The 17,150-nt window shown below is 43.2% G+C and carries 13 protein-coding genes and 1 other annotated feature; of the genes, 2 read left to right on the forward strand and 11 right to left on the reverse strand.

Annotated elements, in window-relative coordinates; all coding sequences use genetic code 11:
- Nucleotides 1-40 precede the first annotated feature (40 nt).
- Both RL70_RS08825 and RL70_RS08830 read left to right on the forward strand, forming a co-directional pair.
- Complete coding sequence (locus tag RL70_RS08825) at nucleotides 41-907, forward strand: RimK family alpha-L-glutamate ligase (protein ID WP_039043051.1); 867 nt, start codon at nucleotides 41-43, stop codon at nucleotides 905-907.
- Nucleotides 904-1,704, forward strand: coding sequence for a RimK family alpha-L-glutamate ligase (locus RL70_RS08830; protein WP_039043052.1), 801 nt, complete (start codon nucleotides 904-906; stop codon nucleotides 1,702-1,704). Before RL70_RS08825 ends, RL70_RS08830 begins: the two co-directional genes overlap by 4 nt.
- Nucleotides 1,705-2,159: 455 nt before the next feature.
- On the opposite strand, the gene RL70_RS08835 is transcribed toward RL70_RS08830, so the two are convergent.
- The 11 genes from RL70_RS08835 to clpX all read right to left on the reverse strand — a co-directional run bounded on the left by RL70_RS08835 (nucleotide 2,160) and on the right by clpX (nucleotide 17,091).
- The gene (locus RL70_RS08835; RefSeq protein ID WP_039043053.1) at nucleotides 2,160-4,808 is read right to left on the reverse strand and encodes a valine--tRNA ligase; all 2,649 of its coding nucleotides are present in this window, start codon (nucleotides 4,806-4,808) and stop codon (nucleotides 2,160-2,162) included.
- Nucleotides 4,809-5,051: 243 nt separating this feature from the next.
- Nucleotides 5,052-5,280 (reverse strand) — a binding site (T-box leader).
- A gap of 235 nt (nucleotides 5,281-5,515) precedes the next feature.
- Nucleotides 5,516-6,127, reverse strand: coding sequence for a hypothetical protein (locus RL70_RS17300; RefSeq protein ID WP_052245871.1), 612 nt, complete (start codon nucleotides 6,125-6,127; stop codon nucleotides 5,516-5,518).
- Nucleotides 6,128-6,242: 115 nt separating this feature from the next.
- The gene (gene hemL, locus RL70_RS08845; RefSeq protein WP_039043054.1) at nucleotides 6,243-7,532 is read right to left on the reverse strand and encodes a glutamate-1-semialdehyde 2,1-aminomutase; all 1,290 of its coding nucleotides are present in this window, start codon (nucleotides 7,530-7,532) and stop codon (nucleotides 6,243-6,245) included.
- Complete coding sequence (hemB, locus tag RL70_RS08850; protein ID WP_039043055.1) at nucleotides 7,529-8,512, reverse strand: porphobilinogen synthase; 984 nt, start codon at nucleotides 8,510-8,512, stop codon at nucleotides 7,529-7,531. The genes hemL and hemB overlap by 4 nt, the downstream gene beginning before the upstream one ends.
- 3 nt (nucleotides 8,513-8,515) lie before the next feature.
- Nucleotides 8,516-9,274 carry a uroporphyrinogen-III synthase gene (locus RL70_RS08855; RefSeq protein WP_039043056.1) on the reverse strand — a complete coding sequence of 253 codons (759 nt, stop codon included), beginning with the start codon at nucleotides 9,272-9,274 and terminating at the stop codon, nucleotides 8,516-8,518.
- Nucleotides 9,264-10,196: a hydroxymethylbilane synthase gene (hemC, locus tag RL70_RS08860; RefSeq protein ID WP_039043057.1), complete on the reverse strand. Its 933-nt coding sequence runs from the start codon at nucleotides 10,194-10,196 to the stop codon at nucleotides 9,264-9,266. Before hemC ends, RL70_RS08855 begins: the two co-directional genes overlap by 11 nt.
- Nucleotides 10,197-10,255: 59 nt before the next feature.
- Nucleotides 10,256-11,086 carry an inner membrane protein YpjD gene (locus RL70_RS08865; protein WP_039043058.1) on the reverse strand — a complete coding sequence of 277 codons (831 nt, stop codon included), beginning with the start codon at nucleotides 11,084-11,086 and terminating at the stop codon, nucleotides 10,256-10,258.
- An 88-nt stretch (nucleotides 11,087-11,174) separates the two neighbouring features.
- Nucleotides 11,175-12,539 carry a glutamyl-tRNA reductase gene (gene hemA / locus RL70_RS08870; protein WP_039043059.1) on the reverse strand — a complete coding sequence of 455 codons (1,365 nt, stop codon included), beginning with the start codon at nucleotides 12,537-12,539 and terminating at the stop codon, nucleotides 11,175-11,177.
- A 264-nt stretch (nucleotides 12,540-12,803) separates the two neighbouring features.
- The gene (gene yihA, locus RL70_RS08875; protein WP_039043060.1) at nucleotides 12,804-13,385 is read right to left on the reverse strand and encodes a ribosome biogenesis GTP-binding protein YihA/YsxC; all 582 of its coding nucleotides are present in this window, start codon (nucleotides 13,383-13,385) and stop codon (nucleotides 12,804-12,806) included.
- 2 nt (nucleotides 13,386-13,387) lie between these two features.
- Entirely contained in the window at nucleotides 13,388-15,700 is a 2,313-nt protein-coding gene (gene lon / locus RL70_RS08880) for an endopeptidase La (RefSeq protein WP_039043061.1), read from the reverse strand.
- A gap of 125 nt (nucleotides 15,701-15,825) precedes the next feature.
- Complete coding sequence (gene clpX, locus RL70_RS08885; protein WP_039043062.1) at nucleotides 15,826-17,091, reverse strand: ATP-dependent protease ATP-binding subunit ClpX; 1,266 nt, start codon at nucleotides 17,089-17,091, stop codon at nucleotides 15,826-15,828.
- Nucleotides 17,092-17,150 lie beyond the last annotated feature (59 nt).

Raw genomic sequence — 17,150 nt, forward strand, 5'->3', positions numbered from 1 at the left:
GCTTTTCTTAAGAGTATAGCACGAGAAAGAAGGGTTTCATTTGAAGAGTTGCTGGATTATTTATAATGGAAGTTTAGTGAATGAGAAATTCCGCGATCAGGCGGAACTCGTACAAGAGGCCGCTGATCGGGCGGGTGTTTCTGCAACAATTTATAAAAATTATGAAGTCATGATGGATGTAACCGGAAAAGTCGATTCACTCCCTGATTTCGTCGTATTTTTAGATAAAGATATTGTACTCGCAACCTATTTGAAATCCCTCGGCATTCCTGTATTCAATGATCCGGAAGTGATCGAGCGTTGTGACAATAAAACGAAACAAGCGATAAGACTCGCACTTGATGGTGTGCCAATGCCAAGGACAATTGTTGCGCCTAAAGTGTATCCAAACTTCACAATCCGTGATAGCGGGTATTATGAACGCGTTTTACAGAAGCTTGGTCTTCCTATGATCATTAAGGAAGCACGTGGTTCTTTCGGAATGAACGTCTATCTGATTGAAACCGAGGAACAGTTTTATGAAAAAACAGAGGCATTGCGTGGAATTGATTACTTATTTCAGGAGTTCATCGCTTCGAGTCGCGGACGCGATATTCGAGTGAATGTTGTTGGTGAACAGGTTGTTGCTGCGATGTATCGACATTCCGAGACGGATTTCCGTGCGAACATCACGAATGGCGGAAAAGCTGAGATCATTGAGTTAACGGATGCACAAATCTCTATCGCATTACGCGCTGCGAAATCGGTAGATGCGGATTTTGCTGGTGTCGACCTATTGTTTGGAGCAAATGAAGAACCACTTGTTTGTGAAGTTAATGCCGCTGCACATATCCGAAATATTTATAATGTAACAGGAATTAACGTAGCGGATGCAATGATAGCGTACATTTTAGAGGTGATTGGATGAAGGGGTATATCTATTATGAAGAGGAAGATTCGATGCGCAATCGATGGTTTATCGATGAACTCATCAAAGAAGGTGCTGCAAACCAGCTAGTTGTAGAATTGCTGACGGGTGATGCAGAACTTCCGAATGATGCAACGTTCGTCTTTTATCGCGCGCGCGACTTTGAAAAGAGCCAACGATGGGAACAAGATGGTATTGTTGTCGTCAATCGAAGCGAAGTGAATCGTGTTGCGAATGATAAGCTTCAAACGTTCCAGCTTGCTGCACTCTTAGGCATTCCTTCTATTCCTACAAGGCGGCTAGACTCTGCTCAGGATGTTCGCCAGTATCCTATTGTTATAAAAACGACGGATGGACATGGTGGTGAAGAAGTCCATTTATGTAAGACGAAAACTGAAATAGAGCACGTGATTTCACGCTATCCAAATCGACAACTTGTGATGCAGCCTTACATTGAGAACAACTCTTCTGATGTACGACTTTATTTAATTGGCGAGGAAGTTGTGGGAGCGGTAAAGCGGACTGGAGTGGAATCATTTAAGGCAAATGTTGGCTTGGGTGGAACAGCTGAGCGGTTTGAAGTCCCTTCTCCTTTACGTGAGTTCGCAGTGAAGATTGCTAAAGCGTTGAAAAGTGACTATATCGGAGTGGATTTCATTCAGAATGCGGAAGGCGTTTGGTTGTTGAACGAAATAGAAGATCCTGTAGGTGCGAGGTCGCTTTATGAGACCAGTGAATTGAATGTTGCACGAGAGGTTATGTGTCATATCCATAAAAAACTTTCAAAATCCTTATGAGGTGCTGAGTTAGCACTTTGTAAGGTTTTTTGTTGAGTGCGAAGCTTGTTCTCAGACAGTTTTATGTCTTTTTCCATCACTCCTGGTATTTTCTCTATCACAATGCTGTTTTTCTCGGACACTTGGCTGAATTTCTCGCTATCGAGACGCAATTTAAACATTTTAAGGGATTATTTGGTAGCGCTACGCTTATTATTTGGGGTATCGTGTTGCGGGGATGATCTTCGGTAAGAGTTATAATCATTTTCCAGGATTTATGAGCACATTTTGAGGTTTATGAGCACTTTCCTGTGTTTATGATCACATTTCTAGGTTTATGAGCGCTTTTCAATATTTATGATCATTTTCTTGAGTTTATGAGCACATCTCCAGCACTCAGATCCACTTCCACGAATTCATGACCTTGCCCTTTACAAAATAAAAAGAGGGCTTTCGTTAGAAAGCCCTCCCCCTACTTAAATCTCTTTCAATTCCTCGATACGACGCTGCACGGCAGCTTGTTTTTCGAGATAATCTTGTTCTTTTGCACGCTCTTCGTCTACGACCGACTGTGGTGCTTTGGAAACGAAGCGTTCGTTGGAAAGTTTGCCTTGAACGCGTTTCACTTCGCCTGCCCACTTATCTAGTTCTTTACCGAGGCGTGCAATTTCCTCGTCAATGTTGAGCAAGCCTTCAAGTGGCATGAAGAGTTCTGCGCCTGTAACGACTGCAGACATCGACTTGCCTGGCGCTTGAACATTTACGCCGATTTCAAGAGTTTCTGGGTTACAGAATTTCTCGATGTACTGACTATTCGCTTTCAAGACAGCTGCTGTCGCTTCGTCTTTCGCAGCGATGTACAACGGTACTTGGCGACTCATAGGCGTGTTCACTTCGGCACGGATTGTGCGAACCGCTTTAATGACATCTGTCAATAGCTTCATGTGAGTGGAACGTTCTACGTTCGTCAAACTCGCATCTGCCACTGGCCATGCAGCAACAGTGATTGACTCGCCTTCATGAGGCAAGTTCTGCCAAATCTCTTCCGTGATGAACGGCATGAGTGGGTGAAGCAAACGCATCGTATTGTCGAGCACATAAGCAAGGACCGAACGCGTCATATGCTTGGCTTTCTCGTTTTCACCGTACAATGGCAACTTCGCCATCTCGATATACCAGTCACAGAAATCATCCCAGATGAAGTTATAAAGCGCGCGGCCGACTTCACCAAACTCATAGCGGTCTGATAACTTTGTCACGGAGTCAATGGTTTCGTTGAGACGTGTTAAGATCCAATCATCTGCAACTGAACGTTCTCCTGACAAATCGATTTCTTCGTATTTCAAACCTTCCATGTTCATCAACGCAAAGCGGGAAGCGTTCCAGATTTTATTGGCAAAGTTCCAGATTGCTTCAACTTTTTCAGTAGAATAGCGAAGGTCTTGACCTGGTGATGAACCGGTTGCTAGGAAGTAACGCAATGCATCCGCACCATACTGGTCAATGACATCCATTGGGTCTACCCCGTTACCGAGTGACTTAGACATTTTGCGTCCGTCTTCCGCACGGACCAATCCGTGAATCAATACATCCTTGAATGGACGCTGATCTGTAAACTCGATGCCTTGGAAAATCATGCGAGACACCCAGAAGAAGATGATGTCATACCCTGTAACAAGTGCATCAGTTGGATAGTAACGTTTGAACTCAGAGTCTTCCGTGTCCGGCCAACCCATCGTCGAGAACGGCCATAGTGCAGATGAGAACCACGTATCAAGTACGTCGTCTTCTTGGTGCCAATTTTCGATATCTGCAGGTGCCTCTTCACCAACGTATACTTCACCAGTTTCGTTGTGATACCATGCTGGAATTCGGTGGCCCCACCAAAGTTGACGAGAAATACACCAATCGTGAATGTTCTCCATCCACGTCAAGTATGTTTTCTCGAAACGTTCTGGAACGAATGTCACCTTACCTTCTGCTTTTTGCAACTCAATCGCTTTTTCAGCAAGTGGTTGCATCTTAACGAACCATTGAGTCGACAAGTAAGGCTCAACAACAGCACCACTTCGCTCCGAGTGACCTACAGAATGATTATGTTCTTCAATTTTGAATAGAACGTCCATATCCTGCAAATCTTTAACGATTGCTTTGCGACATTCAAAACGATCCATACCTTCATATTTACCAGCTAACTTGTTCATCGAACCATCTTCGTTCATCACAAGAACGCGTGGTAAGTCATGACGATTTCCAATTTCAAAGTCGTTCGGATCATGCGCAGGTGTAATCTTAACTGCACCGCTTCCGAAGTCCATTTCTACGTAATCATCCGCTACGATAGGAATTTCACGGCCAACGATTGGCAACTTCACAGTTTTTCCGATTAAGTGCTGATAGCGCTCGTCTTCAGGGTGAACGGCAACAGCTGTGTCACCAAGCATCGTTTCTGGGCGAGTTGTCGCAATTTCGATACTTCCAGTTCCATCTGTGAGTGGGTAACGCATATGATAGAAAGCACCCGCTACATCTTTATGGATAACTTCTATATCGGACAATGCTGTTTTCGTCGCAGGGTCCCAGTTGATAATATATTCTCCGCGATAAATTAGATCTTTTTTGTACAACTTGACGAATACTTCACGTACTGCACGTGAAAGTCCTTCATCCAGGGTGAAACGTTCACGTGAGTAATCCAATCCGAGACCTAGCTTAGACCACTGCTCACGAATATGACCCGCATACTCATCTTTCCATTTCCATGTTTCTTCTAGGAATTTCTCACGTCCTAGATCATAACGTGTTTGGCCATTTGCACGTAGCTTCTCTTCCACTTTCGCTTGAGTCGCAATTCCAGCGTGGTCCATTCCTGGTAGCCACAACGCATCATATCCCTGCATGCGCTTCATGCGAGTCAAAATATCTTGAAGTGTAGTATCCCAAGCGTGCCCCAAGTGTAATCTACCCGTCACGTTCGGTGGTGGAATTACTATTGTATATGGCTCTTTCCCACTCTCAGGCTGAGCTTTGAAGTACTCACCCTTTAACCACCATTCATAGCGATCTCTTTCAATCGTCTGCGGATCATACTTAGTCGGCATCTCCAACTGCTCTTTTTCTGTCATATCAATTCCTCCTCGTAATAATAAAAAAATTCAAATCATTTTTGTTTTTAATCGGACACTTTGTGCTTATACTTTCTGTTGATTGGAACGTAAGGTGGGGACTCCTTAGAGACCAGCGAAGATCGAAGCCCCCGCAGAAGCGTAGCGCCAAGGAGGCTGAGATCAGGCCCCTAGGATGGCCTCCACCTGAAGTGGAAATCAAGATTATGTCCAATTTTTGAAACACAAAAAACCCCTTCGTCGTTAAAGGACGAAGGAGTCAGTTCGCGGTACCACCTTTATTCGCAACCATGCAGAATTCGCAAGTTGCCTCAATGGAAATAACGGCTTCTAACCGGTTCTCGCTACTTGTAAAAAATGTTCACGAAAACTGCTGACGGGTGACTTTCAAACTGTCGACAATAGGTCCTTGCACCACCCGGACCCTCTCTACAAAAGCCGACCGATCTACTCTCCCGCTAAACGCATCACTATACTGTTTCCAATAGTTTACCGGATGTATAGCGTACCCGTCAAGCCCGCTGTGAAAGGATGGTGTTATGAGAAGAGGCTACAACCCCTATTTGCTTCCGCCATGGCTAAGAAGATGCCGATTTTACGGTAAAATGATCATTATCCCGATCTCTTGTTTTCAGCTCATCCGACTATTGATCATCCCAACGACAGGAGACTTTTTACTCTTCTGCGTCCTTTGTGGATGTTGCTTTCTATTCCACAAAAACATCATTTAAACGGAAAGATGTCACCGTCACATCGTCCTCCAAGTCATTGATGAACGCCAGCATTTCATTGTCTTCCACATAGCCAATTGCCGTTTCAACTTGACTCGAATTGGAACTGTCCAGATCCGCAGTTACAGCTGCAGTCGTCGTTTCTGTTTCTACCAACTCATCCACTACTGGTTCTTTCTTAGCTACGGCTTCGACTTCAGCCAATTTAGCCTCAACCGTCCACATAACCGTAAGAGCACCATCATCCGTTCCAGATGCCGAAGCATCGATTACAGTCGCTGTAAGTTGTCCGTCCGCACTAGTAGGTAAATCTACAAGCAACGGAACCGCATACTCAAAATAGCCAGATTTGTCTTGTACGTCCACATCATCGATTAGTATTGCATCTGAATCCAGAGCTGCCTCTTGACCTTCACCGTCAAATCCAACATTCGCTGCTACATGATAAATCCCAGAAAGTCGAACAGCATCTTCAGTCGGATGCTCTGTATATCCTGCGGTCACTTTCACTTCTTGTGCAGAAACTACTTTCCCGTATTCTGCAGGAAACTGAAACGTCTCCGTTAACGTCCACTGTGTTGGCTCCATTGTTCTGCCGCCTCCTTTTATCGTTAGAGTATATGACGAAGCACTCACTATCAGAACACAGGACAAAGAAAAACAGCCTTTCAAAAGAGTTACTCTTGAAAAGGCTGTTTGTGTTTTATTTTTTCAACTGACTAAATACCTTATGGAATGCATCTACTGTTTTCGATATATGCGCTTCCGTATGAGCAGCTGAAAGGAACATTCCTTCAAACTGTGAAGGCGGCAAGAAAATGCCTTCTGCAGCCATCAGCCGGTAGTATTCAGCAAACAATGCTAAATCGGATGACTTTGCAGATTCATAATCGACCACGTCTTCATTTGTGAAGAAGAATCCAATCATCGATCCTGCACGATTTACTGTATGCGGAATTCCATTAGCAGTTGCAGCTTCGCGGAATCCTTTTTCAAGCTGATCACCGAGTTTCATGAAGTGTTCATAAGAAGCCGGGTTCAATCGTTTCAGTGTCTCGATTCCAGCAGTCATCGCAAGTGGATTTCCTGATAATGTTCCTGCTTGATAAACCGTTCCAGCAGGGGCAATATGCTCCATAATTTCACGTTTACCGCCGTAAGCACCAACAGGCAGTCCGCCACCGATTACTTTACCAAGGCACGTCAAATCCGGTGTAATACCGAAATGACCTTGAGCACAATTGTATCCGACGCGGAAACCAGTCATTACTTCATCAAAAATGAGAAGTGTACCGTTTTCTTCTGTCAACTTGCGTAATTCTTCTAGGAAACCAGGTTGAGGTGGTACAACACCCATGTTTCCTGCCACAGGCTCTACAATTACTCCCGCAAGATCATGGCCATATTCTTTAAATGCGACTCTTAAGCTTTCCAAGTCGTTATAAGGAACAGTGATCGTATTTTTCGCAACCCCTTCAGGAACACCAGGACTATCCGGAAGACCAAGTGTCGCAACACCTGACCCTGCTTTGATCAGCAACGAATCGCCGTGGCCATGGTAGCACCCTTCAAATTTCAAAATGAGATTACGCTTCGTGTATCCACGTGCAAGACGTAATACGCTCATTGTAGCTTCCGTACCGGAAGACACCATTCGAACCATTTCAATCGATGGCACACGTTCAATAACGATTTCAGCGAGTTCATTCTCAAGCAATGTCGGGGCACCGAAACTTGAACCTTTTACGGCAGCTTGTTGAATCGCAGAAACAACGCCATCTTCAGCATGCCCTAAAATCAGTGGACCCCATGACAGCACATAATCGATGTACTCATTGCCGTCGATATCTGTAATGATTGCACCTTTTCCACTTTCCATGAAAATCGGATCCATATTGACCGATTTATATGCACGTACAGGCGAGTTCACGCCACCAGGCATTAGGTCTACGGCTTTACTGAATGCTTGCTTCGATTTAGTATAATCTCTCATTTCGTCTCCTCCAACCAGCGAGCTGCGTCTTTTGCATGATATGTCATGATTAGATCAGCACCCGCACGTTTCATACTTGTCAATGTCTCTAAAACGATACGCTGTTCATCTACCCAGCCGTTCAGTGAAGCAGCTTTAACCATCGCGTATTCTCCACTTACGTTATAGGCAACCATCGGAAGTAACGTATTATTTTTGACATCACGTAAAATATCCAAGTATGACAACGCAGGTTTTACGATTAAGAAGTCGGCACCTTCATCAATATCGGATTCTGCTTCACGCAAAGCTTCCATGCGGTTAGCGGGATCCATCTGGTACGCTTTACGATCACCAAACTGAGGTGTGGAATCTGCTGCATCACGGAATGGTCCATAATACGCAGATGCATATTTAACTGCATACGACATTATTGGAATCTCTTCGAAACCAGCTTCGTCCAACCCTTGACGGATAGCTACAACAAACCCATCCATCATATTAGAAGGTGCGATGATATCTGCTCCAGCATTCGCTTGTGATACAGCTGTCTTGACGAGTAAATCTAGAGAAGGATCATTCAGCACACGTTCTCCTTCGATTACACCACAATGTCCATGATCGGTATATTCACACAGACATGTATCCGCAATTACGATGAGCTCAGGGTGACGTTGTTTTGCTAAACGGATCGCTTCCTGAATAATTCCGTGGTCATGGTAAGCTCCAGTTCCAACAGCATCTTTTTCGGTAACAACTCCAAAGAAAATTACAGATGGAATTCCTAATGCTACTGCCTCGTCTAGCTCTTCACCGAGTCGATCCATCGAATGCTGATAAATACCAGGCATTGAAGGAATTTCGTTTTTAACGTTTTCGCCTTCAATCACGAAAATCGGATAAATGAAGTCCGTTGCTTGCAGTTGTGTTTCGCGAACCATTGCACGCATTCCTGCAGTGCTACGAAGTCGGCGATGCCGACGGAAATTCAAGTTGTTCATCAGTTAGTTCCTTCCTTTCGACTCGGCAAGTGTTCGCACGAGTTCAGGTAATGTATACGTTTCAGGCATAGCATGGACAGGCGCCCCTACTTCATGAAGCGCCCGCTCTGTAATATGACCAATTGCGCCAATTGTAAAGCCTGTCCACCCAATTTCAGAAGCGACACAGTTTGTAAAAACAGTGACTGCCGAAGGGCTTGCAAACAATATCGAAACTGAAGCTTGGTCTTTCACAATTTCTATAATCTGATCTGCTGATGTTATCTCAGGAAGCGTTTCGTATACTGTCCATTCATCGACAGTTAACGAGAGCTCTGTTGAAATGAGCGTTCCTGCTAAATTTCCTTTAATGAAAAGCGCACGAAGCGAATCACCTTTTGGGTTGAACTGCTGAACGAAAACATCTGCACTGAAAACTTCAGGAATAAAATTCACACGAAATCCAATCTTTTCGAGTGCGTATGCGGTTTTATCCCCAACAGCTGCAACATTCAGTTGGAAATTAGTTGAGTTTAGTCTGGAACGCTGAAGCTTTTGTTTAAACGCAGCTACAGCACTTTGGCTAGTAAAAATGAGCCAGTCGTAGGACTGAGCTTGAACCAATCGCTCATGATCCTCTGCAGATATCCGTTCATCCGTACGAATGAGCGGGTACGAAACCGGAGTGCCTCCAAGCTGTTTCACAAGCTCAAAAGGTTCCTCTGATTTTTTAGTACTCGTAAAAATCACGGTCTCTCCTGACAATGGGAAGTTACTGACCATCCATCTCAGCCTTCACTCGTTGAATGACTTCTGCTGCTCCTTCTTTGCGCAAAACGTCTGAAACGATTTTGCCCGCTTCAACAGGAGTTTCAGCTTTTGCCGTATGACGGTACACTTCTGAGCCATCTGGCGCTGCGATGAACCCTGTCAATTCAATTCCGTCAGCCTTCTGTTGTGCAAAGCCGCCAATAGGAACTTGACATGAGCCATCCATCTCACGTAAGAATGTACGCTCCGCTTCCACTTCTTTAAACGTTTGTTCGTCGTTCATTTTAGCGAGTTCGGCAAGTAGTTCTGCGTCATCTGAACGGCATTCAATCGATAATGCACCTTGACCAACCGCTGGGATACAATCTTCAAGGCTCATGTATTCCGTAACAATGTCTTCACTCCAGCCCATTCGCTTAAGGCCGGATGCGGCGAGGATAATCGCATCGTATTCACCATCTTGCATTTTCTTTAAACGCGTATCGATGTTACCGCGAATCCATTTAATTTCAAGATCAGGTCGAAGCAATAATAACTGTGAACTTCTGCGCAAACTAGATGTACCCACTACTGCCCCTGCAGGCAGGTCATTGAACGCAACATTGTTAGTAGAGATGAACGCATCACGTGGATCGACACGTGTCGGAATACAGCCAACTATCAAACCTTCTGGTAAAACAGAAGGCATATCTTTCATACTATGTACGGCAAAGTCGATTTCTTTGTCGAACAATGCTTGCTGGATTTCTTTTACGAATAGACCCTTACCGCCTACTTTAGACAGCTGAACGTCAATAATACGATCTCCTTTTGTTACGATTTCTTTCACTTCAAAGTCAAATGGAACACCCACTGCTTTCAATTGATCGATGAACCAATTCGTTTGTGTTAACGCAAGCTTACTTCTCCGTGAACCGACAATAATTTTTCTCAATGTAATCTTCCTTCCCTAATTGAATGATACGTATTAGATGGATACCGCACTATTCTACCTTATAACCAAAAATGGAATTGCGATAGTTTACTGCCCAAAAAGAAATTAATGATAATTAAAACAAAGGCAAAAATAGTTGCCCATGCAAAATCGGTAGCTTTGACCTTCCCATTTCTATTGAAAAACAGCAATGCGCTGTAAACTATTATTAACAAGAAAGAACCGATGATCTTAATATCGAATAGCGTCCAATCTGACAGTGCTGTATACGCCCATTGGATGCCCAAAATTAAACTTACTAGAAGTAAAGGGATTCCAGTATAGATTGCCGCCTTCATGCCCGTCATTGCATGTTGTAACGAGGGCAACCGATTGAATTGCGAAGTAAACTTCTTCTTCTTCAACAGATTATAAACGAGCAAATACAGGATTGCGAATACAAATGCCATCGTAAACGCTGCGTAAGAAAGAATCGCGAATGTAATATGGATGAACAACAGTTCCGAAACAAGAGATTCTCCCACCCCAGAATTGTCCACTTGTGTAGGCGCAAAAATATGAATGGTCATAAAGCAAAACGCAATGATATTCAATAAGAACCCAGCATAGCTGGAACGATATTTAAGTTGAATTCCAAGAGACAACATAATGAGTATCCACGCAAAGAAATAGACCCCTTCATAAAGGGACAAGACGGGTATTTGCTTCGTCACGATAATCGCTTGTAACAAAAAACCAGTGTGCATAGCAAAAACAATCACAGTCAGCCAAAATGCGCTTCGTTGTGCTCGTGTATCTTTGTTTAAAAAGTCCACAAAATAAAAAATCAGGCTGACGGCGTACAGAATGAGCATAGCTTCCTGAAGCCGTGCCATCGTCAACTCAACCATAGGCTAACCTCTGCCTTTCTGTCAAAAAAGCCACTTCCGCATCGACCGTTAAGAAAAGCGGGATGGGAAATGACTTGTTGGAACGCATTCAATATGTCAAATCAGGTTGCAAACCGGCCGTTTGGGAAGCTCCGGCTCCCTGTTCCGCTTTTTGCTGTTGTGCCTGAAGATTTTTTTCTCGTTCAACTTCTTCTTCAATACCGAAGATCGATTGAAACAGCTCTAGTTTTTCTGTCGATTTGGAATCCGTAGCAAATTCTTTTGCCTGTAAAATCGGTTCTTTTAACAATTGGTTAATAATCGATTTTGTATGTTTGCTCAACACTTTTTTCTCACGGTCTGTTAGGTCAGGCATTTTGTTTTCAATACTTGCCATCGTCTCCGCTTGAATAGTGAGTGCTTTTTTACGCAATGCAGTAATCACAGGAACTACACCAAGCGTTGCAACCCATTCTTTAAACATTTCTACTTCGCTATGAATGATTAAACGAATTTCCTCAGCAGCCTCTTTACGTTGAGCTAAGTTCGCTTCAACAATGCCCTGCATATCGTCAATGTCATATAAGAACATATTCGGTAAATCTCCAATACGTGGATCCATATCGCGTGGGACTGCGATGTCGACTAGGAAAAGTGGCCGACCTTTACGTAATCTTTCCACAAACTGCATGAGTTCATAGTCGATGACATAATCTTTTGCCCCTGTACTACTTATTAAAATATCCACATCTAAAAGTGTGCATTGCAACTCTTTTAGTGACTTCGCGTTTCCTTCGAATTGCGCTGCCAATTCTTCCGCTTTCGAAAACGTCCGATTAAGAACAGTGATTTTACCGACACCGCTACCTTGTAAATTTTTGATCGTCAATTCTCCCATTTCACCTGCACCTAAAATCGCGATGTGCTTGTGTTTCAAAGAACCGAATATCTTCTTACCTAATTCTACAGCAGCATACGAAACAGAGACTGCATTTTCACCAATGGCTGTCTCAGCATGCGCACGTTTAGCGACAGTAATGGCTTGTTTAAACAACTCATTGAAAATCGTACCTGTTGTACCGATTTCTTGAGCCTTCAAAAAGCTCGTTCTCACTTGACCTAGGATTTGGGTTTCACCTAAAACCATCGAGTCGATTCCTGAAGTGACAGACATAAGGTGTTCAATCGCCTCGTCCTCTTCTTTAATAATCAAGTGATTAGTAAACGATTCCAACGGAAGATCAAACCATTCCGCTAAAAAGTTTTTCACATAAAAACGCCCGGTATGGAGTTGGTCAACGACCGTGTAGATTTCAGTCCGATTACACGTCGAGAAGATAATATTTTCTAAAATACTTTTAGTTGATTGTAGAGTTTCCATAGCGTGCGGTAAATCAGATTCGTTAAACGAAAGCTTTTCTCTGATTTCTACCGGCGCTGTCCTGTGATTGACCCCAATAACGAGTAATTTCACTAGGTGCACACACCTTTCGCGTCTATTTCCTGCTCATAAGTATAACATAACCTGTAAAGCGTGAAGCATTCATTTATGAACAACCTATGAACGAGAAGGCATTAGCGCCTCTCTTTATAATTATTATAATGTAAATGCAAAGGATAATCCACTAGTGTGTTTTGCGTGCATCGCCACTCATGACAATTTTCCAAACGACACAACAAGAAGCAGAGAAATAACTAGATCCTCTGCTTCTACTATACAGGTTACCTATATAATCTGTTACATTCTGCTTTCAATTTCAGCCCAAACTGCATCTACGCCAATTCCTTTTTCAGATGAAAAGACAAACAGCGGATCGTCACCGAGCATATTCAATGTCTCTCGTACGATTTTTTTATGTTTGTCCCATTTTCCTTTAGGAATCTTGTCCGCTTTCGTCGCAATAACGATTGCGGGGATATTGTAATGGACAAAGAAATTGTACATGTTAATATCGTCTGCAGACGGTGCATGGCGAATGTCGACGATTTGAATCGCAGCAACTAAAGGTTCGCGGCCTGTTAAATATTGCTCGATCATTCCGCCCCATTTTTCTTTTTCTGTTTTTGAGACCCGTGCGTATCCATATCCAGGAACGTCAACAAAGAACAGCTGCTCTTCAATTTTATAAAAATTCAACGTTTGCGTTTTCCCAGGTTTTGAAGATGTTCTTGCAATATTTTTGCGTCCTAACATCTTATTGATAAATGATGACTTTCCAACATTTGAACGTCCTGCAAGGGCAAATTCAGGAAAGCCGTCATCCGGATATTGTTCCGGTCTTACAGCACTCATTACCATTTCAACGTTATGCACTTTCATAATTACTGTTCCTCCAATGCGATCGCCAATACTTCTTCGGCGTCGTCAACCAATTTAAATGATAACTCTTGACGAATCTCTTCAGGGACGTCTTCGATATCACGTTCGTTTTCCTTCGGTAAAATAATAACACGTAATCCAGCCCGGTGTGCACTCAATGTCTTTTCTTTCAGACCACCAATCGGCAACACCCGACCTCTAAGTGTAATTTCGCCAGTCATTCCCACTTCGCGATGGATAGGACGGTTAGTCAAAGCAGAAACTAACGCTGTGGCAATCGTTACACCAGCTGAAGGACCATCTTTCGGAACAGCCCCCTGCGGCACGTGAATATGAATATCCTTCGTTTCGTAAAACGAGGAATCGATACCCAGACTTTCTGCTCTTGAACGGACATAAGAAAGCGCTGTTTGTGCGGATTCCTTCATGACATCGCCAAGTTTTCCAGTTAAAATTAGCTTACCCTTACCTGGTGAGAGAGATACTTCAATTTGCAAGGTATCCCCACCAACAGCAGTGTACGCAAGACCCGTTGCAACCCCAATTTGGTTCGTTGTTTCCGCTTGTCCGTGGCTAAATTTCTTTTTCCCTAGGAAGTTCTCAAGCGTTTTCGAACTAATCGTCACGCTCTTCTTTTTTCCACTAGCAATTAAACGAGCAGACTTCCGACAAACGCGTGCAAGTTCACGCTCCAGAGAACGTACTCCTGCCTCTCTCGTGTAATAACGAACGATATCCAAGATAGCCGGTTGTTGGAATTTCACTTGTTGCTTAGTCAGCCCGTGTTCTTTCAGTTGTTTCGGAATCAGATGATTGGATGCAATCGCTTGTTTTTCAAGCTCCGTATAGCCAGCAATCGAAATAATCTCCATACGATCTCGCAACGGACCTGGAATTGCACTCAAATCATTTGCAGTTGCGATGAACAACACATTGGAAAGATCATACGGCTCTTCTATGTAGTGATCACTAAACGTGCTATTTTGCTCAGGATCTAAAACTTCCAACATTGCAGAAGAAGGGTCGCCTCTAAAATCATTAGACATTTTATCGATTTCATCCAGTAAAAAAACCGGATTAACAGTGCCAGCTTTTTTCATTCCTTGAATGATGCGACCGGGCATTGCACCTACGTACGTTCTCCTGTGACCTCGAATTTCGGATTCATCGCGAACTCCACCCAGCGAAATGCGAACGAACTTTCGGTCCAATGATTCAGCTATCGATTTTGCAAGAGAGGTCTTCCCGACTCCTGGAGGACCTTCGATACAAAGAATCGGACCGCGAAGTGACCGAGTCAACTGACGCACAGATAAGAACTCAAGAATTCGTTCTTTAACCGAATCCAATCCTTCGTGATCTCGCTCTAATATCTTCTCAGAGCGGTCTAGGTCCAATTGATCTTTTGATGCATCCTGCCATGGTAGTGAAACGAGCCAATCAATGTAGGAACGAATTATACCACTTTCAGCTGCTGCAGAAGGAATCTTTTCATAACGATCCAATTCTCGCTCTGCGGTGTGCATCACGTCTTCAGGCATTCCGGATTCGGTAATGCGTTCACGCAACGCTTCCACTTCGAGTCCTTTCCCGTCCTTATCCCCAAGCTCGGTTTGAATAGCTTTCATCTGTTCACGTAAGTAGAATTCTTTTTGAGTACGTTCCATCGCCTCACGGACGCGCTCGATGATTTTCTGTTCGAGGCCCATAACTTCTTGCTCGTTATATAGACGGCTAATGAGCCATTCAAGACGATTATTAATGTTACGCATTTCTAATATTTCTTGTTTTACTTTGATTTTTAGGGGCAGATGTGAAGCGATGGTATCTGCGAGGCGACCAGGTTCAATAATTTCAGCAACGGAATGGTAGGCATCTTCTGTTATCCGTTTCGAAATTTTCGTATATTTCTCAAAGTAGGTAAGCAAGGTTCGCATAAGCGCTTCAGACTCTGCATCCACTTCCGTTAAATCCGGGAACCCATTCACTGTAACGACGGGATATAAATCCGCTTCTTCATAATCTGTCCATTCTGCGCGTTCAATACCTTCAATTAATACTCGATAGGTACCATTTGGTAATTGCGTCATCGATTTCACGAGAGCTAGCGTACCTAGATGATACAAATCCTCTGGTTGCGGATCTTCATCTTTTATATCGGTTTGAGTAGCCAGGAAAATTAAATTGTTATTTGCAATCGCATGTTCGATTGCGAAAACGGAACGTTCTCTACCTACATCAATATGTAATGTCATCGTCGGATAAATCAAAATGCCTCTAAGCGGAAGAAGCGGTATATTATGTCGTAACACCATCGAACAAACACCTCCATCATCATTTTAACCCATTAACTATGTATTGAATACAATTAGAAAAATGAGGGAAAAAGCTGACTCATTCAGCACAAATGCGCTTTCTCAAAGTCAGCTTTCTCCTTCAATTATGCAGTATGTTTTTCTGAATCAAGTTTGATTTCTGTACCATCTTCAAGATAAAGAATTGGGGACCCTTCACCCAAGACCGAATCTTTTGTAATGACACATTTTTTAACTTCTTCTAACGAAGGAAGTTCATACATCACATCAAGCATGATATTTTCAATAATCGAACGCAAACCACGAGCACCAGTCTTTCGCTCAATGGACTCTTTTGCAATTTCGATAAGGGCTTCGTCCTCAAATTGCAATTCAACATCGTCTAGACCAAGCATCTTCTGATATTGTTTAACAATTGCATTTTTCGGAAGTGTCAAAATCTGATAAAGCGTATCTTCACTTAGCTGTTCCAATGTCGCAATGACAGGTAAGCGGCCAATAAATTCAGGAATTAGACCGAATTGCTGAAGGTCTTCTGGAATCATTCTTGATAGTAAAGAACGATCCTCTTCTGCAGCGTTCGGGTCTGATCCAAAACCAATTACTTTTTGACCGACACGACGTTTGATAATCTCGTCAATCCCATCGAATGCTCCACCGACAATGAATAAAATATTCGTTGTATCGATTTGAATGAATTCTTGATGAGGATGTTTACGTCCACCTTGTGGAGGTACACTTGCTACCGTACCTTCAAGAATTTTAAGAAGGGCTTGTTGGACGCCTTCCCCTGAGACATCACGTGTAATCGAAGCGTTTTCTGATTTACGTGCCACTTTATCGATTTCATCGATGTAAATAATCCCTTTTTCAGCACGTTCCACATCAAAGTCTGCGGCTTGAATAAGCTTAAGAAGGATATTTTCAACATCTTCCCCGACATAACCTGCCTCGGTTAAAGAAGTCGCATCTGCAATCGCAAATGGAACGTCCAAAATACGTGCAAGCGTTTGCGCGAGAAGTGTTTTACCACTACCAGTTGGTCCAATGAGGACGATGTTCGATTTTGCGAGTTCTACGTCATCCACTTTACTTCCTGTGTTTACACGCTTGTAATGGTTATAGACCGCTACTGAAAGTGATTTCTTTGCACGATCCTGTCCAATAATATAGTCGTCTAGAATGGATTGGATTTCTTTTGGTTTTGGAACCTCTTTGAATTCGAAACCTTCTTCGAGTCCAACTTCTTCTTCAACGATTTCCGCGCAAAGTTCAACACATTCATCACATATATAAACCCCTTGTCCTGCAACAAGTTTGCGGACTTGGTCCTGCGTCTTGCCACAGAACGAACAGCTCAAATTGTCTTTTTCGTCGTTAAATTTGAACAAATTGCTCACCCCTATTCAGTGAAATCTTACAAGATTCCAACTGGTTTATCAACTATTTC

The organism is Sporosarcina sp. ZBG7A (assembly GCF_000813425.1).
Taxonomy (GTDB): Bacteria; Bacillota; Bacilli; order Bacillales_A; family Planococcaceae; genus Sporosarcina.

Bases quoted from the DNA above. Each gene is read 5' to 3' on its own strand.
- RL70_RS17300 (WP_052245871.1), bottom strand. From the start codon at position 6,127: ATGGAGCCAACACAGTGGACGTTAACGGAGACGTTTCAGTTTCCTGCA.
- hemB (WP_039043055.1), bottom strand. From the start codon at position 8,512: ATGAACAACTTGAATTTCCGTCGGCATCGCCGACTTCGTAGCACTGCA.
- lon (WP_039043061.1), bottom strand. From the start codon at position 15,700: ATGGTGTTACGACATAATATACCGCTTCTTCCGCTTAGAGGCATTTTG.
- RL70_RS08865 (WP_039043058.1), bottom strand. From the start codon at position 11,086: ATGGTTGAGTTGACGATGGCACGGCTTCAGGAAGCTATGCTCATTCTG.
- RL70_RS08835 (WP_039043053.1), bottom strand. From the start codon at position 4,808: ATGACAGAAAAAGAGCAGTTGGAGATGCCGACTAAGTATGATCCGCAG.
- RL70_RS08855 (WP_039043056.1), bottom strand. From the start codon at position 9,274: ATGGTCAGTAACTTCCCATTGTCAGGAGAGACCGTGATTTTTACGAGT.
- RL70_RS08830 (WP_039043052.1), top strand. From the start codon at position 904: ATGAAGGGGTATATCTATTATGAAGAGGAAGATTCGATGCGCAATCGA.
- yihA (WP_039043060.1), bottom strand. From the start codon at position 13,385: ATGAAAGTGCATAACGTTGAAATGGTAATGAGTGCTGTAAGACCGGAA.
- hemL (WP_039043054.1), bottom strand. From the start codon at position 7,532: ATGAGAGATTATACTAAATCGAAGCAAGCATTCAGTAAAGCCGTAGAC.